General features: G+C 35.3%; 27 protein-coding genes and 1 riboswitch. Of the genes, 18 read left to right on the top strand and 9 right to left on the bottom strand.

The features are described from left to right. Positions 1-10: 10 nt before the first annotated feature. Positions 11-862, top strand: coding sequence for a MoxR family ATPase (locus MKY09_RS10085; protein ID WP_298467870.1), 852 nt, complete (start codon positions 11-13; stop codon positions 860-862). A gap of 9 nt (positions 863-871) precedes the next feature. Next, positions 872-2,752: a VWA domain-containing protein gene (locus tag MKY09_RS10080; protein WP_298467827.1), complete on the top strand. Its 1,881-nt coding sequence runs from the start codon at positions 872-874 to the stop codon at positions 2,750-2,752. 488 nt (positions 2,753-3,240) lie between these two features. Here the strand turns inward: MKY09_RS10080 and MKY09_RS10075 are convergent, their stop codons facing one another. Both MKY09_RS10075 and MKY09_RS10070 read right to left on the bottom strand, forming a co-directional pair. Next, positions 3,241-4,437, bottom strand: coding sequence for a toxic anion resistance protein (locus tag MKY09_RS10075; RefSeq protein WP_169360100.1), 1,197 nt, complete (start codon positions 4,435-4,437; stop codon positions 3,241-3,243). Further along, entirely contained in the window at positions 4,415-5,086 is a 672-nt protein-coding gene (locus tag MKY09_RS10070; RefSeq protein ID WP_251553186.1) for a 5-bromo-4-chloroindolyl phosphate hydrolysis family protein, read from the bottom strand. Before MKY09_RS10070 ends, MKY09_RS10075 begins: the two co-directional genes overlap by 23 nt. Positions 5,087-5,331: 245 nt before the next feature. Here MKY09_RS10070 and MKY09_RS10065 point away from each other — a divergent pair, with 245 nt between their 5' ends. The 4 genes from MKY09_RS10065 (at position 5,332) to MKY09_RS10050 (ending at position 7,662) form a co-directional block, all read left to right on the top strand. Next, positions 5,332-5,607, top strand: a complete 276-nt coding sequence (locus MKY09_RS10065) for a DUF1033 family protein (protein WP_169360098.1) — start codon at positions 5,332-5,334, stop codon at positions 5,605-5,607. Between the two features lie 192 nt (positions 5,608-5,799). Continuing rightward, complete coding sequence (locus tag MKY09_RS10060; protein ID WP_169360097.1) at positions 5,800-6,000, top strand: cold-shock protein; 201 nt, start codon at positions 5,800-5,802, stop codon at positions 5,998-6,000. A 178-nt stretch (positions 6,001-6,178) separates the two neighbouring features. Further along, on the top strand, positions 6,179-6,991 hold the full coding sequence (locus MKY09_RS10055) for an STAS domain-containing protein (protein ID WP_251553210.1): 813 nt from the start codon (positions 6,179-6,181) through the stop codon (positions 6,989-6,991). Between the two features lie 182 nt (positions 6,992-7,173). Continuing rightward, entirely contained in the window at positions 7,174-7,662 is a 489-nt protein-coding gene (locus MKY09_RS10050) for a DUF1232 domain-containing protein (RefSeq protein ID WP_342566615.1), read from the top strand. A 95-nt stretch (positions 7,663-7,757) separates the two neighbouring features. Here MKY09_RS10050 and MKY09_RS10045 read toward each other — a convergent pair whose 3' ends face one another. Next, positions 7,758-9,359, bottom strand: coding sequence for an ATP-binding cassette domain-containing protein (locus MKY09_RS10045; protein ID WP_169361410.1), 1,602 nt, complete (start codon positions 9,357-9,359; stop codon positions 7,758-7,760). A gap of 424 nt (positions 9,360-9,783) precedes the next feature. Here MKY09_RS10045 and MKY09_RS10040 point away from each other — a divergent pair, with 424 nt between their 5' ends. Beyond that, positions 9,784-10,026, top strand: coding sequence for a hypothetical protein (locus MKY09_RS10040; RefSeq protein ID WP_342566614.1), 243 nt, complete (start codon positions 9,784-9,786; stop codon positions 10,024-10,026). Positions 10,027-10,158: 132 nt separating this feature from the next. Here MKY09_RS10040 and msrA read toward each other — a convergent pair whose 3' ends face one another. Next, positions 10,159-10,680: a peptide-methionine (S)-S-oxide reductase MsrA gene (gene msrA / locus MKY09_RS10035; RefSeq protein ID WP_342566613.1), complete on the bottom strand. Its 522-nt coding sequence runs from the start codon at positions 10,678-10,680 to the stop codon at positions 10,159-10,161. Between the two features lie 175 nt (positions 10,681-10,855). On the opposite strand from msrA, the gene MKY09_RS10030 reads away from it, so the two are divergent. The 8 genes from MKY09_RS10030 to MKY09_RS09995 all read left to right on the top strand — a co-directional run bounded on the left by MKY09_RS10030 (position 10,856) and on the right by MKY09_RS09995 (position 19,447). Further along, on the top strand, positions 10,856-11,806 hold the full coding sequence (locus tag MKY09_RS10030) for an LCP family protein (RefSeq protein WP_342566612.1): 951 nt from the start codon (positions 10,856-10,858) through the stop codon (positions 11,804-11,806). Between the two features lie 67 nt (positions 11,807-11,873). Further along, complete coding sequence (locus MKY09_RS10025) at positions 11,874-13,070, top strand: AI-2E family transporter (RefSeq protein WP_169361413.1); 1,197 nt, start codon at positions 11,874-11,876, stop codon at positions 13,068-13,070. A 5-nt stretch (positions 13,071-13,075) separates the two neighbouring features. Beyond that, positions 13,076-13,471, top strand: coding sequence for a sporulation protein (locus MKY09_RS10020; protein WP_169361414.1), 396 nt, complete (start codon positions 13,076-13,078; stop codon positions 13,469-13,471). 125 nt (positions 13,472-13,596) lie between these two features. Next, entirely contained in the window at positions 13,597-13,824 is a 228-nt protein-coding gene (locus MKY09_RS10015; protein ID WP_169361415.1) for a hypothetical protein, read from the top strand. 312 nt (positions 13,825-14,136) lie between these two features. Next, positions 14,137-16,008 (top strand): ABC-F type ribosomal protection protein, encoded by a 1,872-nt coding sequence (gene abc-f / locus MKY09_RS10010; protein ID WP_342568233.1) that lies wholly within the window; start codon positions 14,137-14,139, stop codon positions 16,006-16,008. Between the two features lie 84 nt (positions 16,009-16,092). After that, positions 16,093-16,196, top strand: a riboswitch (SAM riboswitch). Between the two features lie 145 nt (positions 16,197-16,341). Further along, positions 16,342-17,250 (top strand): homoserine O-succinyltransferase, encoded by a 909-nt coding sequence (gene metA, locus MKY09_RS10005; protein WP_169361417.1) that lies wholly within the window; start codon positions 16,342-16,344, stop codon positions 17,248-17,250. A 453-nt stretch (positions 17,251-17,703) separates the two neighbouring features. Further along, positions 17,704-18,519, top strand: coding sequence for an adenosylmethionine decarboxylase (gene speD / locus MKY09_RS10000; protein ID WP_169361418.1), 816 nt, complete (start codon positions 17,704-17,706; stop codon positions 18,517-18,519). A gap of 211 nt (positions 18,520-18,730) precedes the next feature. Next, a complete protein-coding gene (locus MKY09_RS09995; protein WP_298467855.1) occupies positions 18,731-19,447 on the top strand; it encodes a DUF5694 domain-containing protein in 717 nt (238 codons plus the stop codon). A gap of 690 nt (positions 19,448-20,137) precedes the next feature. On the opposite strand, the gene MKY09_RS09990 is transcribed toward MKY09_RS09995, so the two are convergent. Beyond that, entirely contained in the window at positions 20,138-21,295 is a 1,158-nt protein-coding gene (locus tag MKY09_RS09990) for an acyl-CoA dehydrogenase family protein (protein ID WP_342566611.1), read from the bottom strand. 66 nt (positions 21,296-21,361) lie between these two features. After that, positions 21,362-22,294: an aldo/keto reductase gene (locus tag MKY09_RS09985; protein WP_340883616.1), complete on the bottom strand. Its 933-nt coding sequence runs from the start codon at positions 22,292-22,294 to the stop codon at positions 21,362-21,364. A 712-nt stretch (positions 22,295-23,006) separates the two neighbouring features. On the opposite strand from MKY09_RS09985, the gene MKY09_RS09980 reads away from it, so the two are divergent. Further along, the gene (locus tag MKY09_RS09980) at positions 23,007-23,579 is read left to right on the top strand and encodes a histidine phosphatase family protein (RefSeq protein ID WP_342566610.1); all 573 of its coding nucleotides are present in this window, start codon (positions 23,007-23,009) and stop codon (positions 23,577-23,579) included. After that, a complete protein-coding gene (fosB, locus tag MKY09_RS09975) occupies positions 23,569-23,997 on the top strand; it encodes a metallothiol transferase FosB (RefSeq protein ID WP_342566609.1) in 429 nt (142 codons plus the stop codon). The genes MKY09_RS09980 and fosB overlap by 11 nt, the downstream gene beginning before the upstream one ends. A 79-nt stretch (positions 23,998-24,076) precedes the next feature. Here fosB and MKY09_RS09970 read toward each other — a convergent pair whose 3' ends face one another. Genes MKY09_RS09970 through MKY09_RS09960 form a run of 3 tightly spaced genes read right to left on the bottom strand, consistent with a single transcriptional unit; the run spans position 24,077 to position 24,945 of the window. Then, positions 24,077-24,262, bottom strand: a complete 186-nt coding sequence (locus MKY09_RS09970; protein ID WP_342566608.1) for a hypothetical protein — start codon at positions 24,260-24,262, stop codon at positions 24,077-24,079. Between the two features lies 1 nt (position 24,263). Then, positions 24,264-24,437 carry a YvrJ family protein gene (locus tag MKY09_RS09965; protein WP_169361335.1) on the bottom strand — a complete coding sequence of 58 codons (174 nt, stop codon included), beginning with the start codon at positions 24,435-24,437 and terminating at the stop codon, positions 24,264-24,266. After that, the gene (locus tag MKY09_RS09960) at positions 24,430-24,945 is read right to left on the bottom strand and encodes a sigma-70 family RNA polymerase sigma factor (protein ID WP_298469975.1); all 516 of its coding nucleotides are present in this window, start codon (positions 24,943-24,945) and stop codon (positions 24,430-24,432) included. The genes MKY09_RS09965 and MKY09_RS09960 overlap by 8 nt, the downstream gene beginning before the upstream one ends. A 424-nt stretch (positions 24,946-25,369) precedes the next feature. Here MKY09_RS09960 and MKY09_RS09955 point away from each other — a divergent pair, with 424 nt between their 5' ends. Further along, positions 25,370-26,680, top strand: coding sequence for a helix-turn-helix transcriptional regulator (locus MKY09_RS09955; RefSeq protein WP_342566607.1), 1,311 nt, complete (start codon positions 25,370-25,372; stop codon positions 26,678-26,680). The last annotated feature ends 34 nt before the right edge of the window (positions 26,681-26,714 follow it).

The following is a 26,714-nucleotide window of genomic DNA, read 5'->3' as shown; positions in this document are numbered from 1 at the left end:
GATTGAGTTAATAAAAAATGAAAAAGAGCTAAGAACTAGCCGATTACACAGTGAGAAAGATATAGATCTGATTGGCACGGGAGGATATGTTTCGCCTATCGACCATTTATATGAAGATGTGCTAATAGCGGTTTCCTTAAAAAAACCTGTTTTATTAAAGGGGCCAACGGGAGCAGGAAAGACTAAGCTAGCTGAAACAGTGTCCCATTTTTTTTCACAGCCAATACAAAGTATCAACTGTTCTGTAGACCTAGATGCGGAGGCATTGCTTGGTTTTAAAACGATTGTCATTAAGGAAGGGACTAATGTGATTGAATTTGTAGATGGTCCTGTAGTTGAGGCGATGAAAAAGGGACATATTCTTTATATAGATGAAATAAACATGGCTAAGCCTGAAACCTTGCCAATTTTACATAGTGTATTAGATTACCGTCGTATGTTGACTAATCCATATACGGGTGAGGTTATTAAGGCACATCCTGATTTTTCTGTTATCGCAGCAATAAATGAAGGATATATTGGAACTACTCCTATGAATGAAGCTTTAAAAAATCGTTTTGTTTCTTTTTCTATTCCCTATATCACCGGAGAATTACTTGAAGAACTGTTTAATAATTTATTCCCAAATGCTCCTAAAGATCTTCATACTCTAATGCTTAACCTAGCAGAGGATTTAATGGCACAAGTGCAGCAAGGTCTTTTAGCAGAGGATGCTGCATCTATTCGGAGTCTCCAATATGCAATGGATTTAGCACAATATATGGATCCTTTAAGAGCAATTGAATATGCAATTGCTGAAAAGCTAGATGATGAGCAAGAGAAGAGACTCGTTTTAGAGCTTGCTTCCTCTTGGGTTAAGTGAGGCGGTATAATGTCTTCAGTAAATCGCTTTATACAATTTAACAACGAAACGATTGATGCTAGACAACTGATGCATTACGAGACAATTGCTCGTGCAATGACCAAAGACCTGGGAATTACTATTAATGAACGAAAGCTAATAGAATTCCAGCCGGAGGAGCAAACAATATCCATTAGTGTGTTTTGGAGACATCGAAGTGAAGAGGTGATGCATAAAGGGAGACTTTCAGACATCTATCTCTTAACCGAAGGGTTCTGGAAATACTTCAGCATAGGCGCTTGGCTAGACTACTTAAAAGATAGAGATGACACTCTGTCTAGATTAATGGATCAACTAGTGTTTTGTCTTGAGGAATTTCGCCTTATGGAAAATATACAAAAAAGACGTATTGGTACAAGGAAAATCTTTATTGCAAGAGTGGAGACATACCTTGCCTTTCATAAGCAACAGTTAATTGTTAATCTTCAAAAAGGGTTTTTAGCAGATGCTTATATTAGTTACCTTTATATTAGTTTATATGAAGGTACAATTAATGCAAAAGGTCCTGATTCGTTTGTTCAAACTAACAGCATGATTCAAAGAGTATACGATCACAGATCTACAAATGACTCTATTAATTTAGCGTATCAGCTTGTAAATTTTTTAAGGGAATATATTTCGACTGATTCTATTTTACAATTTTATGCGATTCTTTCTCCTAATACTTTAATGAATAAAGACTTTCATTATCATCAAGGCATGAAGGATTCTATAAAAGGTGAGGATGAAAGGAAAGACACAATCGAGGAAGTATTTAGATCCTGGCATAGAGAAAATGAACAGGAAAGCGGAGTCCATCTACAGTATGAGCTGGAACACGGAACAGATGGGAAAGCTGAACAAAATGTCAACGCTGAAGAAGGCCGAGAGGGTCATGACATTACGGAAACGGGTAGGGGACAATCCTCTGGGAATACGAAGGAAAATCTTTCGTCAGATCAAGTAGAGGATAAAATGGGAAGTACCAAGAAGGCAGGCAAGAGCTTTGGATATGAACATTTAAATGTGATATACGAAGAAAAGAGAATTGAAAGCATGCTCCATCCACATACGAAATTAGAACTGCAGACAATCCGGCAGGAGCAAGCTCCCTTTGTTAAGGCCTTTGTCCATGAAATGAAAAAACGTATGGAACAAAAAAAGGTAGATAAGCGGACCAATTTATCAAAAGGTCGACTTTCTACTCGAATGACGTCTATATGGACAGAGGAAAGACCTAAGCCGTTCTACAAAAAAGATGCTCCAAGTACAAGACTCAACGCCGTATTTGGTTTACTGGTAGATGGGTCTGCATCTATGCAGGATAAAATGCCAGAGACCCAAAAGGCTGTTTTATTATTCCACGATGTACTAAGAGAATTAAACATTGTTCATGAAATCGTACTTCATTATGAAGATGCCTATGAGGCAACTGAAACTAGCCAGCCTAATACATTTGAATGGATTCATCGATTAGAAGATGGACAAAAGGATAGTGGCCAAAACATTTTGGCCATGGAAGCTCATGAGGATAACCGAGATGGATTTGCAATCCGTTGGATAGGCAAACGTTTAGAAACTAGACCAGAGACACATAAATTTCTACTTGTCTTCTCAGACGGAGAGCCCTCAGCTTTTGGCTATGCACAAAATGGTATTATGGATACTGCTGAGGCAGTATTGGAAGTCGAGCGAAAGCAGATTTCTATACTTCATTTATTTCTTAATGAAGAGGACCCAACAGACGAACAAATTAACCTGTTCCAGCTTATCTTCGGTAAGAAAACAGCGACAGCTTCCTCTATGGAGAGGTTCTCAGATGAAACGTTGCGCTTACTGCGTAAAATGCTTCAGCATGTCGTAAAAAGCTAAGAAGAATAGTCAATCTCAGTATTGTTTTATAAAGAGGCTATGTTAAAGGTTATGGTTGATTTATAATGCAAACAAATCTTAGATCAGAGAGTAGTATTGATTTTTCGCACCAGCCGGACGCTTTCCTCGGGTTGAACGATAAGCCATCACCCATCGCTTACGCGCGTGGTTGTGATGTCTTATCTGTCTCACTCTCACTCATCCAGTAGGAGTCGCCGTATGGCGTTCCGATCAATAACTGGAACAGCTTTAGCATCTATAAAGCATTAAAAAAATTTACTCGCATAAACAAAGCTAAAAAACTGTCAATTTCACAATCTATTTATGTTCTTAATAGCCATTTAAAAGTTCCTTTGTTTATAGAAGTAGGGAACACCAAATCATTTTAAAAATATAAACATTATCCTTTAACATAGCCAAATAAAAAGACTGGAGTCAAACTCAAGATTCTGAGTTAGACTCCAGTCTTTATTTTATTGATATGCAATTTATGGTTGTACGGATCTGTTTTTAGATTGGTCTGCAATAAGAAGGAGACGTTGTTTTAATTCTTCTTCCATTCGACCAATTTCAATTTCAGCAGCTTTTCGCTTAACTCTGCCATCTGCTTGAATACGCATCGTTTCCTCGATTGTTTGCAGAAGATTTTCCTGTGTTTTCTTCAATGTATCGATTTCTACGATACCTCGCTCATTTTCTTTAGCTGTTTCAATACTATTCACTTTGAGCATTTCCGAGTTTTTCAATAGTAAGTCGTTAGTTGTTTTTGTAACTTGTCTTTGAGCTGCTACTGCTTTTTGCTGACGATTTAACGTTAAGGCAATCGCAATCTGGTTTTTCCATAATGGAATGGATGTCATGATAGAAGATTGTATTTTTTCAGCTAACGTTTGGTTCGTTTGTTGGATCATACGTATTTGTGGCGCACTTTGAATGGTAATCTGACGTGAAAGCTGTAGGTCATAAACTCGTTTTTCAAGTCGATCTACAAATTGGGCCATATCATTAACTTCCTGGTAAGCCATTTGGTCGTTTGACATTTCTGCTTTTCTTTTTAGTTCTGGGATCGTAACGTTGAGTATTTCATCTTTTTTTAGTTCAGCAGCTGCAATATAAACGTTTAATGCTTGAAAATATGTTTTGTTTTGATCATATAGCTTATCTAACATTTGAACATCCTCTACTAGACCACGTTTTGAATGCTCTAATTGAATACCGATACGATCGATTTGCGTACTAAGCTTTTGATATTTTGTCATCATTTCTTGAACAGATCTGTTTACACGATTAAAAAGCTTTTTAATGCCACTCTTCTTTTCGTTGGAAAGCTCTTCAGGATTTAGCTCTGAAAGTTTTTTCATTAAATCGCCTAATATATCTCCAACTGGTCCGATATCTTTCTTTTGCACATGGTCCAGCATTTGATGTGAAAAGCGGGTAAGCTCTGTTTGAGCATTGGCTCCATATGTTAAAATCGCTTCATAATTACCAGCAGGTATTTGATCTGCTAGCTGCTTAGCTTTTTGTTTCTCTTCTTCCGATAAGCGATCAATTAATTTAGTTGGTAGCGCCTCATTTGCTTGTTTAGTTAAAGTTTGAGGCTTTGTTTCATTTAGAGAAAATGGATTATTAAGTAGTTCGTCCATTAAAAGATCGTCTGTTTTATTCGAGATATTTTCGCTCATTTGTTGTCTCTCCTTTTAGATATAAGGGTTTTTCGTTTTTAGATACGGATAGTTTAGCAAAATCAAGTTCCATTCTTAAGTGCTCCATGTCACTAGCAAGAACATTTTTTAAGTCATCTTCCATGACAGAGTTAATGGATTCTAGTGTTTCACGAGTATCCTGCAAAGCAATTTTCATTTCTTTGTTCTTTGATGGCTGAGAAACTAAGAATGTATACTTAGATGTTAGCTCTACTGCCGAATCTAAATGAGCGTAGAAGAAGTTTTCAGCTTGGTAAAATTTCTTTGGGTTTGCTTTAACTAAAGCAATAATTCGTTTTGCTAATCTATTTAATTCGAAAAGCTGTTTAAAAGAGCTCACTGATCGTACTTTTAAATAATGGTTATTAAGTGTACGAACTTTTGCTGTTGCTTCCTTAATCTGCTTTCGAATATGAAAATACTCTGATGAAGTTAAATCATATTTCTTCATAATAGATCTCTGTTGAATTTTTTTGATAGCAAAATTAGAAGTTAGGTAGGTAACTACTGCTAACGCTGAGCTTACAAAAAAACCTAATTCAACTGGGAAGAAGAAAATTAGCCATGATGTAATCATGACAGGAACATTAATAATATGACGAATGACGGTTTGTATTACTTGTGTCATAGTCAAGACCTCCTTATATATACACTACATTATACGAACGAGAGAAAAGAAGGTTTCATATATGTCGAAATTAATGGGAGCATATTACCGTTTAATTTCTCTTTTATTTACTTTGATGTTATTTATAACTTAACGTAAATAGCAAATTTTTTCAATTTATTCAGTTTCAAAAGTCAAAAGAGTAGACATTTTCTTTGTGAGCAGTAAAATATGTATTAATAAAAAGTATTAGAGGCGATTACAATATGTATGAGGTTATTTATATGAAAGCAGACTATGAGCCGTGGTGGGCTTTTGAGGGCTGGGAAGAGTTTATAATGGAAAAAGCGGAATTTGATCAAGAGGACCAAGCTCGCTCATTTTTAGAAAAAAAACTAACCGAATTAAGAAGGAAGTTCCCAAAAGAAGAGATGAGAAACAATAAGTACTGGGCATTTTGGTCAGTAAAGGAACAATGTTATTGTGAGTCGTGTGAAGATGACTTACAAATTTTCCATGGAATAATATTTAATATCAAGTAAACGATTTAGAATAATGTAATTATTTGTTGACTAAATTTATCCAACTGCTATAATTTATAGTAACAATAAAGTATAAACCGGTTGAGCAATTCACATATCCCATGTAGTGATCGATGATGTGATGTCGGTACTTCATGGAATATGTGAATTTTTAGTTTACATATTGTTAATTTTATTTTTGGAGGTAATAACATGAAACAAGGTACTGTAAAATGGTTTAATGCAGAAAAAGGATTTGGATTCATCGAAATTGAAGGAGAAAATGATGTATTCGTACACTTCTCTGCTATTCAAGGTGATGGCTTCAAATCACTTGAAGAAGGCCAAAGTGTAGAATTTGAAGTTGTAGAAGGAAATCGCGGGCCACAAGCTGCAAATGTAACAAAACTATAAGTAGGAAGCCCATCATTATGATGGGCTATTTTTTTTCCTAAAAATATATTAAACTCTAAAGAAAACACTATCTACATAGTGTTTAATATTCAAAGAATTTGGGTATAAGAATCGAGTGTTTAATTTTATTTAAATTATAGGGGGATGTCACTTGGAAAAGCTATTATTAGACGGAGGAATTAAAGAATATTTCGAAGGTAACAAGGGGAAAGTCGAAGATAATCTTTTATCAGAGGCAGTAAATGTTAAAGATAAGATAAATGATATTTTAAGAGTTGGTGATATTGACCTTATCAACAATGCACATCATCTTATTAAAAACATTATCGAGGGTAATGATGAGGAGTTAGATCTATTTGCTAAACAAGAAGGAATTGCGTGGGCAACTCATTCTTTAACGCTTTCTTTTAAATTAGAATGGGTGCAAGCTATCCGTCGAACCATGTGGAGGTTTATAAAGGAATTGAATGATTCCGATCAAATGATGGACCTAGAGGACTTCTTTAAAATTGAAAAGCAGCTAAATAATAGAATTGACAACTTCTTAAATGAATTTTTTATTAATTATTCAACTTATAAAGATGCTTTGATATCCTCTCAGAAAAAAGTAGTTGAAACTTTATCGGTACCAATAATACCGATCACACCTTCCATTTGTATTTTACCTTTAATTGGATCAGTAGATACATATAGAACTTCAATTCTAGAAGAAAAAGTATTAACTGAAATTAGTAAACTCAGAATCCAAACTTTAATAATAGATTTATCAGGTATAGCAGAAATGGAGACAGAAGTAATAGAACATCTGTTAAAGACAATTTATGGTACATCAATGATGGGATGCCAAACAGTAATTACTGGTTTAAGACCTGAGGTTGTTCGACAAATGATTCGATTAGGCATGCTATTTGATAAAGATACAAGAACTTATGGCACATTACAGCAGGCTTTAAATGAATACTTGAAACTAGATAAAATGTATTTACAATAATGGCCATATTTAAGTAAGATATAAATAGATTTCACCAGTTTACTACTATGATTTTTTTATAGTAAAGGGCTAATTATAAAACTAACTCTTTGAAGTGCTCATTAATATACTCGAATGAGTGCTATTTAAGTTTCTTTTTCCAAAATTTTTGGTATAGTGAGAACAAGAAAGGGGAGCTTTGTATGAATTTAGAGTTAAAAAAGGAATTACCTTCCTATGAGGAGCAACAAGACTTTTACACAAAACTACGTGCTAAAATAACGAAATATGTAGATTCCAAATCAAACAAGTTAGGTAAGTTTACTCCATACCTTCTTTTTGCTCCAGATTTTTTCCATTTACTTATAAAATCTATGCTAGATGATCGCATTGACGCAAAAAGTAAAACACTTATTGGTAGCGGTATCCTATACTTTATTACTCCAATTGATATGTTACCCGAGGGCTTAATAGGACCAGGTGGATACATGGATGATATTATTGTTGCAGCATTTATTGTCAATATGCTTTTAAATAAGTTTTCCCCTGAGATCGTAGAAGAGCATTGGGCTGGAGAACATAAGCTGTTAGATACAATGAAAAAGGTATCGGAAACAAGTGATAGCTTGCTTGGGAAATTACCAGCACGTTCATTGCTAGGACGTTTTATAAAAACATCTAAGAAGGTGTAAGACTATACGTCTAACACCCTTTTTTATACGAAAAAAGTACCATGGGATATAAAAAAAAGGGTATCGTAAATATTTACGAATACCCTTTTTACGTATTATAATTTTTGAGATTCTTTCCATTCTAAGAATTCATCGTATGTCAGCTGTTTATCTAGAATAGAGCCGTCCTTGCGGATTTCGATTACACGATTTGCAATCGTTTGGATGAACTGATGGTCATGAGAAGTGAATATCATAGCGCCTTTGAACGCAATTAATCCATTATTCAATGCTTGGATGGATTCCAAGTCTAAATGGTTAGTAGGCTCATCTAGCAATAAAACATTACTTTCGGAAAGCATCATTTTAGAAAGCATACAACGAACTTTTTCTCCACCAGAAAGGACAGAAGGTTTCTTCTTCACTTCTTCCCCAGAGAAAAGCATACGTCCTAGGAAACCACGAAGGAATGTTTCACTTTCATCATCAGGTGAATATTGGCGTAACCAATCAACTAGTGAAGTTTCTGTACCGTTAAAGTATTTTGCATTGTCTAATGGGAAGTACGCACGAGATGTAGTTACACCCCAACGAATAGAGCCTTCTTGTGGCTCTTCCTCTTCTGCAAGCATACGAAGTAAAGCAGATTTAGCAAGCTCATCACCTAACAAGATAATTTTATCGTCTTTGTTCATAGTGAAGTTCATACCTGAGAATAGTTTTTCGTTCTCTAGCGAGTAACCTAAATCTTGAACCTGTAATACGTCATTACCAATTTCACGCTTCATAGAGAAGTTCACATATGGATATTTACGAGAAGAAGGTCTAATATCATCTAGTTCAATCTTATCTAACATTTTTTTACGAGATGTTGCTTGCTTTGATTTAGATGCATTCGCACTAAAGCGAGCAATGAAGGCTTGTAGTTCTTTAATTTTTTCTTCTTTTTTACTATTTTGATCCTGAGCCATTTTAGTAGCAAGCTGGCTTGATTCATACCAGAAGTCATAGTTTCCTACATAAACTTGGATTTTGCTGAAATCTAGGTCTGCAATGTGTGTACATACTTTGTTTAAAAAGTGACGGTCATGCGAAACTACGATTACAGTATTTTCAAAGTTGATAAGGAAATCTTCTAGCCATTGAATTGCTTTGATATCTAAATGGTTGGTAGGCTCATCTAGTAAAAGTACATCTGGTTTGCCAAATAAAGCTTGAGCTAAAAGTACTTTTACTTTTTCTGACCCAGTTAATTCAGACAGTTTCTTTTGGTGCATGCTATCAGGAATACCTAGTCCTTGTAAAAGGATGGCTGCCTCTGATTCAGCTTCCCAACCGTTAAGGTCTGCAAATTCTCCTTCTAACTCAGCGGCACGCATACCATCTTCGTCAGAAAAGTCTTCCTTCATGTAAATTGCATTTTTTTCGTTCATTACTTCATATAAACGTTTATGACCCATGATCACTGTTTCAAGCACATTGTATTCTTCATACTCAAAGTGATTTTGCTTCAAAATCGCTAAGCGCTCATCTGGGTTCATAATCACATTACCTTCTTGTGGCTCAATTTCCCCCGACAAGATTTTGATAAATGTAGATTTACCAGCTCCGTTTGCACCGATTAACCCATAACAGTTACCAGGTGTAAACTTTATATTTACATCTTCGAATAATTTACGATCACCAAATCGAAGACTTACATTACTTACTGCAATCATGCTATACCTCCTAAAATTCACAATGCTCTTATTATAGCACGGTGTTCAAACAAAAGCTATCAAACGTTGATTTGTTGGGCTTATATTAACCCTATTGGTGGGATATTTTAAAGGAAATTCCTAAAAATGTTGAAACCATCCAGAGTGTATTTAATGGAGAAATCAATATGGTAGATATTGATGGTTTTAAGATAGAAGTATGGCGTGGTGGATATAGTAATACTTTTAGAAAAATCGTTTACCTGGTCATCAGTATAAGACTGCTACGTCAAGGCTGACACTAACGCTAGTAAGGGCATGTTAATGTTATGATAGGTATACGGTAAATGATAGGGAGGAAACGATTATAAAGAAAATTTTAAAGCTACATCTATTATCTTTATTAATGATCACTTTATTCGGATGTTCTTCACTTGAAATTGAGATGGTAGCATTCAATAGTCTTTCGGAATCTGAACAAGATTTAATACCAACTTCTCCCATGGATTCTGTGGTTGAAGAGATTAACGTAACAGAAGAAAATAAAAAATATCTTTTTGATGATTATGACAGAGATAAAGTAGTATATTCAGTTTCATTTAATCATACGGATTCTGATAAAAATGGGGATTTGACTGTGGTTGTAGATTTGGATAAAGAAACCGTAGTTGGAAAAGGTTTTAAATAATCATAAAAATAAAATAGTTGATGACCAATCATTGGAAAGCTAAATGAACATGCCTACGAGTGTATGAACGACAGCAGTCCATACACTCATAGTTGCAGCATCTTACCTTAAAAATCTGACGTTAAGTTTAAATTATTTCTCCCAATGTTCTTCGATAAACTCCACGCGTCCTGATTGAGCAAGATCTTCTTTATAATGATCAGGACTTTTTTTATAGAAGTCTTGGTGATAGTCCTCTGCTTTGTAAAACGTTTCAGCATCTCGAATTACCGTAACAATCGGTTTGGAAAATTTACCGCTAGCCGCTAGCTGCTCTTTAGACTTTTCTGCGAGCATGCGTTGTTCTTCATTATATACGAATATTGCTGTCGTATAGCTTTCGCCTCGATCCTGGAATTGACCACCAGCATCCGTTGGATCTATTTGTTGCCAATATATTTCTAGTAGTTTTTCATAATCGAACATAGAGGAGTCATACTGGATTTCAACCACCTCTAAATGACCTGAGTCCCCTTTTTTCACTTGTTCATATGTGGGATTTTCGATATGACCACCCATATATCCTGATGTTACCTTATGTATGCCTTCCCAAGTATCAAACGGTTTTACCATGCACCAAAAACAGCCTCCTGCGAACGTAGCTCTTTCTATCATTTTTATATCCCTCCTATTATAGTAAAATGATTTTACCATTACTTTTCAAGTTGTACAAAATTCTGAAACCAACGCACTGTAAATACGTTATTATAAGAGTATGATATAAATATGGGAAACTAAATACGTGCACCATCAAAACAGCATCTATGAAGAGCTCAAGGGGAGATTTAATATGACTGAAGAAAGAAATACAGAAAGACGATATAAACCGAAAAAAAAACTACGGAAAGGAAGAGTATTCCTTACTGTTCTGTTACTAGCTGGGTTAACAATTGGTATTTACTCATTTTTACAATATCGGGAAGGCTATAATTTAGCTAATGAAACAAAAGTAAAACAGGATATTGACTTTGAAGGGGATGCTTGGTCAAAAGGTGAACGAGAAAATATTCTAGTCCTTGGAGCAGATTCCGGAGCGGGAGGGAAAGAGAGATCCCGAACAGATACAATGATGGTCATTTCTTGGGATAAAGAAAAAAATGACGTTAAAGTCATTTCATTTATGCGAGATATTTATGCGGATATACCTAACTACAAGTCTTATAAGCTTAATACAGCCTATTATTTAGACGGAGTGCCATTATTGCAGGCAACTCTTCAGAATATGTTTGATATACCTATCCATCATTATGCATTAATAGATTTTAGAAGCTTTGAATCATTGGTAGATATTCTCGCTCCTGAAGGAATTACAATGGATGTAGAGAAGGATATGTCTGAAAAAATTGGAGTTTCACTTACAAAAGGTGAACAACAGCTCAATGGACAGGAAATACTTGGTTACGCACGATTCCGAGCCGACGGAGAAGGTGATTTTGGAAGGGTTGCGCGCCAACAAAAAGTAATGGAAGCATTAAAGGACGAGGTAATCTCCATACAAAATGTTTCTAATGTACCCAAATTTATAGGTGCAGCTGAAGGATATATTCAAACAGACTATTCACGTAAGGATAAAGTTATTCGAATCATGGATGCTATAGTTAGTGGAAAACTAGAAATGGATAAAATGACTGTCCCTGTACCAGGAAGCTATTACGATAAGAACTATAGTCACGCAGGAGATGTTTTAGTGATTGACGAGGATCAGAATAGAAAGGCCATAGAAGATTTTTTAGGGGAATAGGACTTTTAAATTTGCGATAAAATTTATTCATTCGTAAAATTAAGTTAGGAAAGGATGTTATGTAAAATTGGAACCTGAAAAACCTTCTTTTTTCTCAACTAGATACATAAAATTTTTAGGTGGTCGTAATACTATATTTACGCTCATACTGCTTTTAATGATTGGCTTAATTATCATGATTTATGATGAAATTTCCTTCATATTTGTCCCATTAACCGTTTTTCTAGGGAATGTCATCCTACCAATCATATTAGCAGTCATCATCTATTATTTACTTAGACCAATATTGCGTATGCTAGAAAAAATTAAAGTTAAACGAGTGATTGGTATACTACTCATCTTCTTAGCTTTGGTTGGTATTATTACCTTATTAGTTTTCTTAGTGTTTCCATTTTTAAAAGCTCAATTTTTTAAATTGGCAGAAGAGCTTCCAGGTTATTTTATAGAAGTCTTAACCCGCTTAGATTCATTCTTGAGAACGAACTCTCTTATAAGCACGTACTATTTGCAAATAGAAACCGATGTTGCTAATCTTCTGTATGATTTACCGAAGGAGCTAGGTGCATTTTTCCAGGAAACCTTTACAGGAATTGCAACAGGAATTTCCTCTGTTATCGGTATATTAACTAGCTTTATACTGGCAATCGTTACTGTTCCTTTTATCTTATTCTATCTTTTAAAGGATGGGGAAAAGCTTCCTGCTTATGTACTAAAAATTTTTCCACCCCGCATGAGAGATGACATAAAGTCGGTTTTTACTAGCATCGATAAGCAGATCAGCTCGTATATTCAGGGTCAAATTCTTGTCTCTATGTGTATAGGTATTATGATCTTTATTGGTTTCACCATCATTGGGATGGATTATGCATTATTGTTGGGTGTTATAGCAATGGTTACGAGCGTTGTTCCATACTTAGGTCCAGTTATAGCGATAACTCCGGCTGCAATTATTGCCTTAGTTACCTCTCCTTTCATGCTTATCAAACTTGCAGTAGTCTGGACAATTGTTCAGTTAATTGAAGGGAAGTTTATATCGCCACAAATTATGGGCAAATCATTGCATGTGCATCCGATTACAATAATTTTTGTATTGATTACTTCTGGTGCAATGTTCGGAGTTCCTGGAGTAATTTTGGGTATACCTGGCTATGCTATTTTAAAAGTTATCGTTTCCCATTTTTACACAATGTTTAAAAAGAGGTACAATAAATTTGAACCAATTGTTGAAAAACACTATGAGTACACAAATAACAAGGTGGAATGAGAATAATGGCCAAAAAATTCAACTCCAGTATTGAAGTGAAATCCATAAAGATTGATACTGTGGTGGATCATCCTTATATTGAACATGGGATCAATCTTTCAGGTACGATTTATATTGATGGAGTTCATGACTATGAGCAAATCGAGAATATTAAGTTAGAAGTCTTTAAAGTGATTAATGGAGAAGCTCCCAAAGTTGTTTCCAAGCATTCTATAGAACTGGTAGGCACAGTAGCTTCAAAGGATATGCAAATGATTCCTTTTGAAATCATGCCAGATGAAAGATGGCTTCCAGATGGTGCAGAGGAAATGACAACGCTTATATTGAGAACGACTGTATTGTTTGAAAATGGCTCTGAATATAACGATGAAGATGAGATACATTTCGACATTGAAGAATAATTAGCAAAAAGACCAGCATTTTTAATGCTGGTTTTTTTGTGGATAAAATGATTGGATTGGTCCATTCTATGTGAAAAGGAATTGCAGCTTGTCATTTTTAGTTGCAGTATCAAAAGGAGTATGACATGAAAAAAATTATAGCTATATTGATTTTTACTTTGTTGCCCTTGAGTGCCTGCGGTGAAGACCGCACATCCAATGAACTTCCACCGCCTGAAATCATTGATAATAATAGGCAAAATTATGGGCCTGAATCAGGAAATGCAGAAGTAAATAAAGAAAACGATGCAGGAATGCCAAATACGAATGAGTTAAATGATCCTGGCTTAGAGGGATTAGAAGGTTACGAATAAATAAAAATTCACATTGTACGAAATAATGTAATATGTTAAAATAATCTTACATTAATGGACGGAGGTGAAGGAAGAATGAAAAACACTGTGAATGCACATGGATTTATATTGGAATTTTTATCCACATCATGTGCGATTACTCATGGATTTGCTACTAACGGGACCAGTCTGTCCTTTTTTAGACAATTACATGAAATTCACAGCTGATAAGCCATTCTTTCTGAACCACATTAGAAGACTGCTCGCTTATTCGAGCAGTCTTTTTGTATGCAGAAAAATGCTTCCAGCAATAATTTGGAGAGGAAGCTAAACATAATGATATGCAAAATACAGGAAATAAGTAAAATGCTTGGTGGTAATCTTATATTTGAGGATCTGTCTTTAGATATTAAATTGGGGGACAAATTAGGAATAGTTGGACGAAATGGGAGTGGGAAAACAACGCTATTTAAGCTAATAGCGGGTATTGAAAAACCTGATCATGGAATTATCACTTTTAAAAAGGGAGCGAAAATAGGTTATTTAGCCCAAATTCCTACTTTTTCAGAAAGCGTTAAAGGAAAAGACCTGTTATACGATGCTTTCGAGGATACTCTGCTACTACAGAAAAAGATGAGTATACTTGAAAAAGAACTAGCAGTGGTAAATGCCGAGGCAATGGAAAAACTCCTAAAGCAGTATGGAGACATACAAGAAAAATTCACGTTACAGGGCGGATATACGATTGATTCCGAAATTGATAAAGTAGTTGAAGGGCTACAGCTAGGTGGTTTTGTAGAACAGCCATTTTCAAGTTTAAGTGGTGGAGAGCAAACGAAAATAATGCTTGGACAGCTACTATTAACCAAGCCAGACCTTTTACTGTTGGATGAGCCGACTAATCATTTGGATTTGTTTGCAATAGAGTGGTTAGAGGAGTATTTAGTTAGTTATACAGGTACAGTTGTTATTATTTCACATGACCGATATTTTTTAGATAAGGTAGTTACAAAAGTTGCAGATCTTGAGGATGGTATGCTTACGAAATATCATGGTAATTATTCTTCTTTTTTAATCGAAAAGGAAGAAAAACTTACTCGTGAATTTCAACAGTATGAGGAGCAACAAAAAAAGATAAAGAAAATGAGAGAAGCAATAAAGAGGTTAAGGATTTGGGCTAACCAAGCAGTTCCTCCAAATGCGAGTTTACACCGTCAGGCGAGGAATATGGAACGGGCATTAGAGCGGATGGAAAAGGTTCGTAAACCTCTAATAGATCCTAAGAAAATGAGTCTATCTTTTGACGCGGCACCCCGAAGCGGAAAAGAAGTTGTCATAATGGAAGAGGCTTTCAAAAGCTTTGGTGAAAAAATGTTATTAAACAGTGCAGAGCTTCATGTATATTGGAAGGACCGTCTTGCAATCGTTGGTAGGAATGGAACGGGTAAAACTACCATTTTGAATATTCTTAGAGGAGTAGAGTTAATAGATTCGGGTGAAGCTCGATTTGGTAGTAATGTGCGCCATGGATATCTTTCTCAACATTTCGAAATAACAGATCCAAAAGCTCGCTTAATAGATATTTTTAGAGCAGAAGTAAATGTGGCAGAAGGAGAGGCTCGACACATTTTAGCGAAGTTTATGTTCTATGGGGCGGATGTTTTTAAAAGAATTGCTGATTTAAGCGGAGGAGAAAGAATGCGACTCCGTCTTGCTCAGCTAATGCATCAAGACATAAATTGTCTCATATTAGATGAGCCAACGAATCATCTTGATATTGATTCACGAGAAGTATTAGAGGAAGCGCTAGATGATTTTACAGGGACTATTATTGCTGTATCTCACGATAGATATTTTCTAAATAAACTATTTCCAAGGACTGCTTGGCTAGAGCATGGCGAGCTTACCACATTTGAAGGCCCTTACGAATGGGCAAGGGAAAAATGGAATGAGTTTTGCTCGAAAGAAAATACTAGGAAAGAAATAATCAATCAGCCATTAAAAGAAGCAACACCTGCCAAACAACAAAAGGAAATTCCTTTGGAAAAGCGAATAAGTGAGCTCGAAAATGTTATAGGTGAGCTAACTAAACAAATTAGCATAGAGAATGATTGGGAAAATTATGAGGCATTAAGCTTGGAAAAACTTCGGGTAGAGGAGCAATTGGAGCAATTATTGGAGAAATGGCTAGATTTAGCAGAATGACCCGAATACTTTTCAAAATGGGTTGATATAAGTAATAGAGCGTGCTAATATAACTTATTAACGAATAATTTAAATAATTTAATATTCTTATCAAGAGAAGTGGAGGGATTAGGCCCTGTGATACTTCGGCAACCTCTGTTGTACAGAAAGGTGCTAATTCCTAACAAGACGATCTTGGAAGATAAGAGCTAGTTAGCAAATTCCTGCCTCTCTTTTCTTACATGGAAAGAGAGGTATTTATTTTAATAATTGCCTTGCTCCTGTTCGATTTCCTACTTAGTTTGAGGCGAAATCACAGGTGCTCTTGCACATTTCATTGGGAGGGGAAAGTCATTGCCTATCAATATTCCGAAACAATTACCTGCAGCTAAGCTGTTAAAAGAAGAGAAAATTTTTCTCATGGATCAAGAGCGTGCTTACAAGCAGGACATCCGTCCACTTAACATTATTATTTTTAATCTAATGCCTGAGAAGGAAAAAACGGAGCTTCAGCTATTAAGGCTTCTGGGGAATACCCCAATACAAGTGAATATAACCTTTATGAATACAGCGACGCATGAATCCAAGAATGCCAGCAAAACCCATTTGGATACTTTCTACACGACATTTGATCAAATAAGAGAAAAAAAGTTTGATGGGATGATTATCACTGGTGCTCCAGTAGAACAGTTGCCATTTGAGGAGGTCGATTACTGGAATGAAATGAAGGAAATAATGGAATGGTCTAAATCAAATGTTACCTCCACCTTACATATTTGTTGGGGCGCGCAGGCTGCACTGTATTATCATTTTGGTATAGATAAATTCACACTTTCTCGTAAATGCTCGGGAGTGTATCGGCATATATTAACTGACCAAGTGGAGAATTTAATAAGAGGATTTAATGAAGAGTTTAATGCTCCCGTATCTCGTTACACTTCTGTATCTGAAGAAGAAATAGAAAAGCATGAGCGACTAACTATTTTATCCACTTCGGAGGAAGCAGGTGTGTTTCTTGTAAAATCGAACGACAATAAAATGGTGATGGTCACTGGTCATTTAGAGTATGATGCGCACACATTAGCAGAGGAATATCATAGAGACATAACTAAAGGAATAGATATTGAGATGCCCAAATACTATTTCCCAAATAATAATCCCTCTAATAAGCCATTAAATACATGGAGGGCACATACACATTTATTATTTTCTAATTGGTTGAATTACTATGTTTATCAGGCTACTCCTTATAACTGGGAGTAAATAGAAAAATTATATATGAGTCAATTTCATAAAAAGCATTTTAAAGATTAAAAGTGAACATTATATATATTGATTGCAGCGGAGGGCGGCGACGTAAGCAGGGATGAGTGAGACAGATAAAAACGTTACAACCACGTGCGAAAGCGATGGGTGATGGCTTATCACTCACGCCACGGAAAGCGTCCGCGATATGAGCGAAAGTCAATTCTACTTTATTATTAAAAATCATATAAATTTTATTGTTCTCTTTTAATTGTTCGTGTTTTTCTATAAAAACAGGAATTTTGAAATTGACACATATAAACTCCTGTTTTAATATTCAGGAGTTTTTTATTGATTTTAGTTTTATTTATTCAAATATTAGGGAAGACAAAATTGAAGAGACATTGTATTTTGTGGATACACATATCTATAAAAGTATGATTTTCAATTATTGGAAGTGGGGTTATGTCTATGAGTTTGACACCAAAACAAAGAATCGAGTTACATGGTTTTAATAATCTGACGAAAACACTAAGTTTTAATATGTATGATATTTGTTATACAAGGACGAAGGAAGAAAGGGAAAAATATATTGAATACATTGATGAGCAATATAACGCTGAGCGTCTAACCAATATATTAACAAAAGTGTCCGAAATTATAGAAGCGAATATTTTAAACATAGCGCAACAGGACTACGAGCCCCAGGGTGCAAGTGTGACCATTTTAGTGTCAGAAGGACCCGTGGATCAAACACCGATAGAATCATTTAAGCAATCCCCTGGGCCTATACCAGAGGTCGTTCTTGGTCATCTAGACAAAAGTCATATTACCGTTCATACGTATCCTGAATATCATCCAGATGAAGGGATTAGTACGTTTCGAGCAGACATAGACATTTCGACTTGCGGAGAAATATCGCCCTTAAAAGCTCTAAACTATCTAATACATTCCTTCGAAACCGATGTAATGGTCATGGATTACCGAGTGAGGGGATTCACGAGAGACGTGAAGGGTCATAAATTATTCATTGACCACGATATTAATTCCATTCAAAATTATATTCCGAATGCCTTGCAGGAATATTACCATATGATTGATGTGAATGTTTATCAGGAAAATATTTTTCATACCAAATGTAAGCTGAAACAATTTGATTTGAATAACTACCTCTTTGGTTACAAGGAAGACGAGCTATCCAATGAAGAGAAAATCTCTATCACCAAAAAGCTTAAAACAGAAATGGATGAAATTTTTTACGCCAAAAACATGACACGAACCGAATAATATTAAGCTCTAAGTATCATGTTAAATCGTTCAAAATGAAGATAAAATCATCTAGAATAGCAGAGCAATTCGCATAGAATTTGCTCTGTTTTTTATTTTTCGTCTTCTTACCTTTATTCCTTTATATGGGAAAATAATAGAAAATTATGTTAACTCTGCGAGGTGTTAATGAAATTAATTTTAACCTATTGGGAGAGGATGATAATTAAAAATGACCAAAATCATGGTATTAGGGACATTTCATATGGGAAATACTTCTGATTTATACAGTGTAGACACGGATAACTTACGATCTACTAAAAGGCAAGAGGAGATAAGAAAAGTTGTAGATGCTATAAAAGAATTCCATCCTAACAAAATTGCATTAGAAGTTGAAAAAGAAAAAAATCACTTATTAAACGAAGAGTATCATCAATATTTAAATAATGAACTAGAGCTAGCAATAGATGAAATACATCAGTTTGGTTTTCGAGCGGCAGCGGAGTTAAAACACGAAGAGGTATATGCGATAGATTGGATAGAGAACGTTGGAAATCGATCAATCGGAGAAGTTCTGAATTGGGTAGAAAAAGAACAAACAGAGGTTTTTCAATTAATAGATACTTATCGTTCTAAGCTCATACTCCCACTAGGTGAAAAAAGGATAGATGAGCTAATTAGAAGCCTAAACGAAGAGAAATACATAAAAAAGCAACATGAAATGTATATGCATATTGCTCGTATAGGTCGGGGGAGCGACTATGTGGGGATTGATTGGATGAGATGGTGGTACCAACGGAATCTTATTTTGTTTGCAAACCTCGCTGAAATCTCCTCTTCGAATGATCGGGTACTTTTGATAATAGGAGCAGCTCATGTCCATTTGGTAGCTCAATTTTTAAAAGAAAGTGGACTATTTGAAATTGTTTCGGTTAGTGAGTTTCTTTAGATTTGTATTAATGTTTTATCGTTTACCCCCCATGGAAAAATTCCGGTAAGATTGTAAGCCAATTCTACTTCAGTATTAAAAAGCTATTGTTCTTGGTTTTCTACAAAAACGGTAATTATAAACATGAATTAAATATGATTGGTAAGGAGAAAATCTGTTGGTTAACTTAATAGAAAGTGTAAACGAGGTAACGATCCTATTGCTGTGGCTATGTGGATATGCATATATTCGTCTGCTTAAAAAGACGAAGAGGGACAGAAAACTTAACAGGTTTGAAGTAATGATGTATATCATTACATACCTTGTAACTTTTTTATACGCAGCCTCTTACCTCCTTTTAACCCTTGGGACGTAACAAGAAAAGCGCAATCGCCTATGTCTGCCCCGACAGGCAAATGGAGAAAAGCGAGGAGGAAGTTCCTCAGCCACCGGAGCTTTTAACCATTTGACCCCGAGGGGCAAGGCGCTGGAGCTAGCCAATCAAGAAAAGCACAATCGCCTGTCTCTGCCCCGACAGGCAAATGGAGAAAAGCGAGGAGGCAGCTCTTCAGCAACCGGAGCTTTTAACCATTTGACCCCGAGGGGCAAGGCGATGGAGCTAGCCATCAATTTATCCACAGGTTTCGAAGTTTATAAATTCTTAAACAAAATTAAAACGAAGCGAATGGACTGCTTTCCATTCGCTTCGTTTTAATTTTCGTCTTTTTTAGCTGCATCAATAGCAGCACTTGCTAATTTTGACTTTATCATATCTTCCATCGGAGGGTTGTATAATCCTGCTCTTACATTTAGGTAGTAGCGATGCATCGGATTAGATTGAGATAGGGCTCTAGAGCCAACTATTTTCATAGCCAAATCGACTATTTTAATAGCTCCATTCGTAACGGCTATTTTAGTAATATCCAGTGACTCTTGAAGGGTCGTCTTATCTTCTGCTTGCTCATATCGTTCCACCGTACCATAGAGCATATGTCTTGCAATGGATAACTCTAGTTCCATTTCGCCTATGATATGCTTAATATTTGGAGTCTCCGCGATTGGCTTTCCTAAAGAGGTGGGGATATAAGAAGCTGCAAAGTCAACTGCGTATTTCCTTGCTGCAGCAGCGATCCCTAAGTAGCAGGCTGGAATATGAAGCATCCATCCCTTTGCTTCTGTCTTGGTAGCAGGTAAGGCTTTCAGGATATGATTTCCGGAAACTCTAACATTTTCTAAAATGAGGGTATGACTTGCAGTTCCTCTCATGGAAAGCATATCCCATGTTTCAAGAATAGAAACACCAGGACTATCCTTAGGTACTACTATCATTTCAATAATGCCGATTTCGTTTGTGCATGTAACTATAATATAATCGAGTACAGGGGAAGCAGATGTAAAAGTTTTCTCCCCATTAATCACTAAATCCTTGCCATCCCGTATAACCGTTGTACGGGGAAGAGCACCTCGTGTAGGGCTGCCGGCATTATTTTCAGTGGCTGCACTATTAATGATCGCACCATTTGCTATTTCCTTTAGAAGCCAGTCAGCAGCATCCTGCTCCCAATGGTTGTTTTCTGCATATTCCAAAACAATCCCATTATGCCATCCAATGGATAGTCCTGTAGCACCACTTCCCTCAGAAATAGCTTCCTGTGCTAGTATGTATTCATACAATCCTAAGCCTTGCCCTCCGTACTCCTTTGGTAAAGTTAAAGTAGGATAATCTATATTCTTTAAATCTTGGAAATCGGCAAAAGGGAAGGAGCCGAGTTGATCGAGCTCCGGCTCTCTATGTCTAAAAACTGGTTTTAAATCGTTTATCTTAGCAATTAGCTCAAATTGTTCTTCTGTTTTAATAAATTGGTCCATAGCTTGACATCCTCTCTCTATATATTGCTATGCAAGTCTAGGCGCTTAAATTGATAAAAAGATAAATCAGTGGAAGATACTAGAGATTTTGTTTATTTCATCTTTAGAAAGCTCAATTTCTAGAGTCTTAATATTCTCTAGTACTTGCTCTGGCCTTTTAGCACCAGGAATTACAACGTCAATTGATTCCTGTTTTAAATACCAAGCTAACACGAGATTAGAAACCGCTACATGCTTATTGTTGGCAATTGCCTTCAATTCATCCACTTTATTTAAATTCTGAATGAATGCATCTCCCTGGAACAATGGGTTCTTTGCTCGTCCATCTTCAAATGTACTATTAGGAGAAAATTTTCCTGTCAATAAGCCAGAAGCTAATGGGAAATAAGGTATAAAGGAGATATTATTTTCTAGAGAGTAAGGGATTAAGTCATCTTCTGCATCTCGTTTAAAAAGATTATAGCCAGATTGGATGACTTCAATATAACCATCTTTGTTTCCTTCTCTTAACTGATCCATTGAAAAGTTGGATACCCCTATAGAACGGATTTTTCCTTCCTCTTTTAATCTATGAAGTTCTCCAACAGCCTCATATTTCGGTGTTTGTTCATCTGGAAAGTGTATATAAAATAAATCAATATAGTCTGTTTGTAGGCGTCTTAAGCTGTTTTCGACCGTCTCTCTTAGAAATTTTGGTGAATTGTCTACTTCCATTTTGTCATTCATGTACTTTTGTCCACCTTTTGTAGCAAGAACAACATTAGATCTTTGTCCTGTCTCTTTAAGTACCTCACCAATTAGAATTTCTGATTTTTCCGGCCCGTACATATAAGCGGTGTCTATAAAGTTAATGTCATTTTGAAGGGCTGCACGAACAATTTCTTTACCAGTTTCGTCCTTTAAATTAGGGAATATATTGTGTCCTCCAACAGCATTAGTGCCTAGACCTATGGGATTTACAAATAACCCAGTACTACCAATCTCCACTTTATTAGACATAAAAAACCAACTCCTTTTCTATGGATAATTACTCATTCATCATATCAATAAATAAAATAGTGACCTAATGAAAGAACTTCCAATGTTATTATACTTTTAAATATATTTCCTATGCAGAGGAAAAGTAAACTATTATGTCGAAATATGAATTAATGGGAAACCAGAAAAGAAATAAAAATAGTTAAGAGGTTAGATTCATACATAGAAGTTTTTTAAATAAATAAAAAGTCATTAATCCTCGCCAATTGTAGGTAACAAGTCTTTAAAATAAAATTCACAAGGAGGAGGGAATGAATGAAATCCACTATAAGCTATTCAAATAAGCGTTCAAGAGTCTGGATATGGCTAGTGATTATCCCTATTGTGATTACTTTTCTTTCAATGAAATTTCTTCCACCTGCACTTCTCTTTTTACCGAACTTATTACTAGCATTGTTTTTCCTCCTCTATTTTATGAAGCTCGTCAGGAAGATTAGGAGTGAGAAAGCTAAATAACGTTCTTTAAGTTATTTCAGCCAATGGAATAGCAGCTTATATGTAACATGATCTATTTAATGTTTATATTGATTGCACCAACTAAAGGTGATGAGTGAGACAGATAAATCATCCAACACGTTCGTAGTCTGGGTTGATGGTTTTCGCCAATCCCGCGTAAAAGGACCGACTGAGAGCGAAAATCATTATTTATAACTTGAGGAGGAAGGGGTCTCTAATGACTAACATCTATTTTGTAAGACACGCGCATTCAACCTATTCAACAGACGAGGTAGGTCGACCATTATCTCTTAGAGGTTTAAATGATGCAAATCTTGTTGCGAATTTGTTAATGCACCATGATATTGACCATGTTATATCTAGTCCTTATAAAAGGGCTATACAAACTGTAGAAAAAGTGGCACAGCAATTTAATTTGACGATCGAGCTAGTAGAAGGCTTTAGAGAAAGAACATTATCAGAACATCCGGTTTCGAATTTTGATGAAGCAATAGCAAAGGTTGGGGAAGAACCAGCTTTTTCATGGGAGGGAGGGGAATCAAATCTAGTTGCACAGGAGAGAGGTGTAACGTCCTTATTGCAGGTATTAGATGAATGGCAGGACAAAAACGTGGTGATTGGAACTCATGGTAATATAATGGTTTTAATCATGAATTATTTTGATGTCAAATATAATTTAGCTTTCTGGGATCAGCTCCAGATGCCTGATATTTATCAGTTGTCATTTGAAGGTAGAAAATTGAGGGATGTTAAAAGAATATCAGAAGAAGAGGTACTACATGGATATTAAGGGCATTAACCATTTATTATTTTCTGTTTCTAATCTTCAAAGGTCCATACAGTTTTATAAAGAGGTGTTAAATGCAAAACTATTAGTAGTTGGAAATAGTACCGCTTATTTTGACGTAAATGGAATATGGTTAGCTTTAAATGAAGAGCCACATATACCTAGAAATGATATAAAATATTCCTATACGCATATCGCATTTACCGTAGAAGAAAAGGACTTCCAGGATATTTGTAAAAGACTAGAAATATTAAACGTGACAATCCTTCCTTCGCGAAAGAGAGAGGAAAGAGATAAGCAGTCCATTTATTTTACAGATCCAGATGGGCATAAATTCGAGTTTCATACTGGTACATTAGAGGATCGTTTGAAGTATTATAAAGAGGACAAGCAACATATGCGGTTTTATGAAGAAGCTTAAAATCCTTTAACACCCATACTTGCAAGGAAGGGTGTTAAAGGTCAATGAGTAAAAGTTGTGGAAAGTTAAAAATATAATCTCATCTCCTATTCATCTCAAAGAATCCCGGCACCTCTTGCGTAACCTTGTTATTGATAATTTTTATTATCTTTTCTATTAAGTCCTGCTCTAGGTCTTCTCTGTATTCAAAGCTTGTTTGATATAGAACACTTTCCATTTTAGGCTCTAGCTGTTTAAGAAGCTTCAAAATTTCAGCTTCGTCCATTTTATTTCCCCCCTTTTTTCTTTTCTAGGTTATGAACGACAGTATTGGATAGATTGTGTAATGAATTTTCTAGTGCCTCCAGCTTATTTTCAAAACGGTGAAGTAAATAAATGGAGACTACAATTGGAAAGCCGAAGTTGCCAAGTAACTGAACAATATTGCTAGCTTCAATCATACGTAAGCTCCTTTCGAATGTTTTCGATTATATTTCGTCTTGATTTTGAAACCGCTTGTTGTGAAATGCCAAAATAATGTGCAATTTCCCGGTCGGTCATTTGTTTTACAAAGACGAGTGATAATATTTTCTTCTGTCGTTCTGAAAGCTTTCTTATACTAAAAAATAATTTATCAGACGAGATGTGGTCTGATATGTCATCTGAGAATCCAATAAAGTCTGTAAAAAATCTTTCATGATAAATGACTGATATTTTTTCATCACCGTCAAGTGATAAAATATTCCTCCTTCTGTGAAGACGCTCCTTTTGATCAAATCGTTTACTTTCAAAATGTAATACCTTAAGCACATAGGTTAAGATACGGATATTTTGGTAAAATCTTTTAAACTCTCTATCTAATTTGTTTTTAATCTCTTGGCTATTGGTGTATTGATATTCTTCAAGCATCTTTTGATTGTCAGGGTAGCTGAGAAACTCTTCTATAATCTTTTTATTACCAGTAACCATTTTTAACATTCCCCCCTTGAAAATAGAATGTAATACTTGGCTGGCGCTAAGGAAAAAGGGACTTTAGCAACGAGTGACTTGTTGTTCTCATATAAAGGGATTTTTTTATTATTTTTTACAACTCCCTTGAAATGTTTTTGAAATAAAAGTAAAATATATAATTGTATATCCTAAATATTACTAATATTTGGATAAGAAATATACTAATATTTGTTGTGAAATAAAAAGAAAAAAGTATTATTATTTAATGCACTATAATAAGAATTTCTTTTTTTAAGTGAATTATTGTACAAAATATTGATTTTCGCTATGTTTTTCGTATTTTTTTATAGGGATGTAGAAAATAGTCGAAAAAATAAAAAAAGGAATTCAGCGATGGAAAGAGAATTATAACCTATACTACATTGCAAGGAGGTGACTTCCGATGGGTGGTAGTATTGGTCTCATAATTAAGCAGGAAAGGTTAAATCGGAATATTAAACAAACGGTTTTGGCAAAAGGGATTTGTTCTACTTCCTATTTAAGCAAGATAGAAAGTAACTCAACGATACCTAGCGAAGATGTAGCACAGCCATTGTTAAAACGATTGAACTTGATGCTAGAAGAAATGCCACTGGAAGAAGAAAACAAAGTTATTGAAGACTTATATGCATTATATAAAAGTGCGATTTTAAGTAGAGATCAAGAAATGGTCAGGGAATCCCTGCAACAATATACATCGCGGAAGATTAATTTTACCAATTTAAAAAATTTTTACAGTTACAATTTATACATGTTTCGATTGATGTTGATTATTAATGAGGAAGTCCTTCAAATCTATCCAATTTATCAAGTCCTAATAAAAATGGAAGCAGATTTTGATGACAAACAAAGGTTTCTTCTAAATTTAAACCTTGGAATATATAACTATTTAATCGCAGAATATTGTACTGCACTAGAAAAGCTTGAAGATGCTCTAAAACTCGTAAACTATAGCTCCTTTGAAGAATGGGAACTCGCAGATTTTCATAATGTTATAAGCTTGAGCTACTTTAAATGTAATGAGTACTTTAATGCCATTAATCATTCTAGTAAATCACTTAAGTATTATATGGATAACCTACTCTTTGAACGAGCGATTGATAGCTATATAGTTACAGGTATGGCCTATAAAAATATGAAAAATTATCAAGAAGCAGAGAAAAACTATAACTTAGCAAAAAAGCTGGCTATGGATTATAAGCTAACTCAATATAAAGGAATGCTCTATCAAAATTTAGGATCTCTCCAGGCTATCCAAGAAAATCATGAAAAGGCAATTGAGTACTATACACTTAGTCTATCGTATAAGGAAGGTCCTCAGCAGGTGGAAGGTTATATGATAACCACACTTTCCATTGTCAAAGAATATTCCAAGCAAAACGACCATCAAAGGGTCCTCAGCTGGTGTGAAGCGGGTTTCAGTAAAATGGACGAGGCTAGCATTCAGCAAAGAAGCAATATTAAATCTTACATACACCATCTTCACATATACCAGGCTCTTCATAACAATTCGGATGAATTTGAAGCTATTGTTAAAAAAGGTATTAATTATTTTGAAAAAGTCCATGACGATCGACATGTTCAAAAGTACTCTATTCTTTTAGCGGACTACTACTATAGGAATAGAAGATTTAAAGCAGCGAACCTTTATTATCAAAAGGCGAATGAAATATTGTTTAGAAAAAAATCTATTACAAAATGGGAGGATTTATAAAATGAAAAAATTACTCATTCTAAGCTTAGTAACT

Source organism: Psychrobacillus sp. FSL K6-4046 (assembly GCF_038624605.1).
GTDB lineage: Bacteria > Bacillota > Bacilli > Bacillales_A > Planococcaceae > Psychrobacillus.
This window is presented reverse-complemented; position numbering and strand designations above follow the sequence as displayed.

What these genes read in the sequence shown, in the direction of transcription:
- MKY09_RS10020 (WP_169361414.1), top strand. Translation starts at nt 13,076, where the DNA reads ATGGCCAAAAAATTCAACTCCAGTATTGAAGTGAAATCCATAAAGATT.
- MKY09_RS10060 (WP_169360097.1), top strand. Translation starts at nt 5,800, where the DNA reads ATGAAACAAGGTACTGTAAAATGGTTTAATGCAGAAAAAGGATTTGGA.
- MKY09_RS09970 (WP_342566608.1), bottom strand. Translation starts at nt 24,262, where the DNA reads ATGGACGAAGCTGAAATTTTGAAGCTTCTTAAACAGCTAGAGCCTAAA.
- MKY09_RS09965 (WP_169361335.1), bottom strand. Translation starts at nt 24,437, where the DNA reads ATGATTGAAGCTAGCAATATTGTTCAGTTACTTGGCAACTTCGGCTTT.
- MKY09_RS10030 (WP_342566612.1), top strand. Translation starts at nt 10,856, where the DNA reads ATGACTGAAGAAAGAAATACAGAAAGACGATATAAACCGAAAAAAAAA.
- MKY09_RS09990 (WP_342566611.1), bottom strand. Translation starts at nt 21,295, where the DNA reads ATGGACCAATTTATTAAAACAGAAGAACAATTTGAGCTAATTGCTAAG.
- MKY09_RS10040 (WP_342566614.1), top strand. Translation starts at nt 9,784, where the DNA reads ATGGTAGCATTCAATAGTCTTTCGGAATCTGAACAAGATTTAATACCA.
- speD (WP_169361418.1), top strand. Translation starts at nt 17,704, where the DNA reads ATGAGTTTGACACCAAAACAAAGAATCGAGTTACATGGTTTTAATAAT.
- MKY09_RS10050 (WP_342566615.1), top strand. Translation starts at nt 7,174, where the DNA reads ATGAATTTAGAGTTAAAAAAGGAATTACCTTCCTATGAGGAGCAACAA.
- MKY09_RS10075 (WP_169360100.1), bottom strand. Translation starts at nt 4,437, where the DNA reads ATGAGCGAAAATATCTCGAATAAAACAGACGATCTTTTAATGGACGAA.
- msrA (WP_342566613.1), bottom strand. Translation starts at nt 10,680, where the DNA reads ATGATAGAAAGAGCTACGTTCGCAGGAGGCTGTTTTTGGTGCATGGTA.
- MKY09_RS10065 (WP_169360098.1), top strand. Translation starts at nt 5,332, where the DNA reads ATGTATGAGGTTATTTATATGAAAGCAGACTATGAGCCGTGGTGGGCT.
- MKY09_RS10015 (WP_169361415.1), top strand. Translation starts at nt 13,597, where the DNA reads ATGAAAAAAATTATAGCTATATTGATTTTTACTTTGTTGCCCTTGAGT.
- fosB (WP_342566609.1), top strand. Translation starts at nt 23,569, where the DNA reads ATGGATATTAAGGGCATTAACCATTTATTATTTTCTGTTTCTAATCTT.
- MKY09_RS09985 (WP_340883616.1), bottom strand. Translation starts at nt 22,294, where the DNA reads ATGTCTAATAAAGTGGAGATTGGTAGTACTGGGTTATTTGTAAATCCC.
- MKY09_RS09960 (WP_298469975.1), bottom strand. Translation starts at nt 24,945, where the DNA reads ATGGTTACTGGTAATAAAAAGATTATAGAAGAGTTTCTCAGCTACCCT.
- MKY09_RS09980 (WP_342566610.1), top strand. Translation starts at nt 23,007, where the DNA reads ATGACTAACATCTATTTTGTAAGACACGCGCATTCAACCTATTCAACA.
- MKY09_RS09955 (WP_342566607.1), top strand. Translation starts at nt 25,370, where the DNA reads ATGGGTGGTAGTATTGGTCTCATAATTAAGCAGGAAAGGTTAAATCGG.
- MKY09_RS10045 (WP_169361410.1), bottom strand. Translation starts at nt 9,359, where the DNA reads ATGATTGCAGTAAGTAATGTAAGTCTTCGATTTGGTGATCGTAAATTA.
- MKY09_RS10080 (WP_298467827.1), top strand. Translation starts at nt 872, where the DNA reads ATGTCTTCAGTAAATCGCTTTATACAATTTAACAACGAAACGATTGAT.
- MKY09_RS09995 (WP_298467855.1), top strand. Translation starts at nt 18,731, where the DNA reads ATGACCAAAATCATGGTATTAGGGACATTTCATATGGGAAATACTTCT.
- MKY09_RS10070 (WP_251553186.1), bottom strand. Translation starts at nt 5,086, where the DNA reads ATGACACAAGTAATACAAACCGTCATTCGTCATATTATTAATGTTCCT.